General features: G+C 76.5%; 2 protein-coding genes. One reads left to right on the forward strand and one right to left on the reverse strand.

What is annotated here, in order from left to right:
- Window positions 1-5: 5 nt before the first annotated feature.
- On the reverse strand, window positions 6-449 hold the full coding sequence (locus tag ACFV0G_RS39255) for a universal stress protein (protein ID WP_380558678.1): 444 nt from the start codon (window positions 447-449) through the stop codon (window positions 6-8).
- A 282-nt stretch (window positions 450-731) separates the two neighbouring features.
- Between ACFV0G_RS39255 and ACFV0G_RS39260 the strand changes: the two genes are divergently transcribed.
- Window positions 732-1,322 carry a pyridoxamine 5'-phosphate oxidase family protein gene (locus ACFV0G_RS39260; RefSeq protein WP_380558681.1) on the forward strand — a complete coding sequence of 197 codons (591 nt, stop codon included), beginning with the start codon at window positions 732-734 and terminating at the stop codon, window positions 1,320-1,322.
- The last annotated feature ends 194 nt before the right edge of the window (window positions 1,323-1,516 follow it).

Consider the following 1,516-nt stretch of genomic DNA (forward strand, 5'->3'; position numbering starts at 1 on the left):
GACCGTCACACCTCCTGAGGGCCGCGGACGATCACCACCGGGCAGTCCGCGTGCTGGACGCAGTGCTGGCCGACCGAGCCGAGGAGTGCCTGGGTGAAGCCGCCGTGCCCGCGGTTGCCGAGCACGAGCAGATCGGCGCCGTGCGCCGCGTCGAGCAGGACGGTGGCCGCGTTGCCGTTCAGCACCCGCTCGCGGACCGTCACCGGCGGCTCCGCGCCGAGTTCCGCGGCAACGGCGTCCGCGAGCACCTTGCCGGCCAGCGCCGCGAAATCGCCGTCGATCATCGTGCCGCCCCAGCCGTAGCTCGCCGGGTACTCCCAGCCGGTCACCGCGTCCAGGGAGGCGCCGGTGAGTTCGGCCTGGCGTGCGGCCCACCGCAGCGCCGCGTTGGACGACGGGGATCCGTCGACCCCCACCACGATCCGCCGGCCCGGTGTCCCCTGTGTCATCTGCTGCTCCTCTCGAACGGCCGGGCCCGGTCCCCGCCGGGCCGCTGTGCCGTGACACCCAGTTCAGCGTGAACGCCCGGCCCCTACCAGGGCCGGCCGTGCCCCGGCGGTGGGGCCCTTCGGGCCCCCGGCCGACCCGCCCGTCCCCGGTCCTCGGGGCGGCGGCCCCTGGCCCGCGTCCGGAGCGGCGGTGAGCCTGGAGGAAGGCCGGGGGCGGGCCAGCCCGATGCATCCGGGCCCGCCCGGTGGGCGACGCACCGCGGAAGCGAGGTCACCATGTTCATGAGCAGGGCGCAGGACACGCCGGCGGCCGGGCGCCCGCCGCCGGGGAGGCCGCGGTCACCCGAGCCGCCGCGGCCGGTGGAGGATCCGGTCGTCCGGGAGCTGCCCGCCTGGGAGTGCTGGGCGCGGATCGCCGCCGGCGGGGTGGGACGCGTCGCCGTCACCACCTCGGACGGGCCGCAGGTGCTGCCGGTCAACTACCGTTCGTTCGAGGGCTCGGTGGTCTATCGCACCGCCGAGGGCGGCGCCCTGGACGGGGCCGGCGCACCCGTCGTGGCGTTCGAGGTCGACCACCTCGGCGAGCCGCCGGGCAGTGGATGGAGCGTGCACCTGCTCGGGACCGCCCGGCCGGTCACGGATCCCGCGGCCATCACGCGGTTGCGGACGCACGCGGATCCCCGGCCCTGGGTCGGCGGGCACCGCGAGCGGTGGGTGCGGGTGGTGCCGCACCGCATCAGCGGCCGGGAGATCCGGTCGGACGGCCCGGACCGCGGGCACGGGTGGGGCGGCGGCCGGCAGAGCCGGATCACCGTCCTCCCTGCAGCCGCCTCCCGGGTCACCCGGTCAGCTTGTGCAGACCCGGAACACTGACCGCGTCGGCGGCCAGCCCAGCCAGCACCGCGCCGACCGGAGGCCGCCGAGCAGGCTCCGCCAGTCGCTCGCGAGCCCGGAAGGCCGCCGATCGGCGCGGCCGGGCAGAGCCCGCCGCTGATGGTTTGTCAGTGATGCGTGCTGTGCTTGCCAGAAGCTGTGGTCGAGCGTGTGGGGCACGCCTCTGAGAGGGC

Origin of the sequence: Kitasatospora sp. NPDC059571 (assembly GCF_042735675.1) — a bacterium.
GTDB lineage: Bacteria > Actinomycetota > Actinomycetes > Streptomycetales > Streptomycetaceae > Kitasatospora.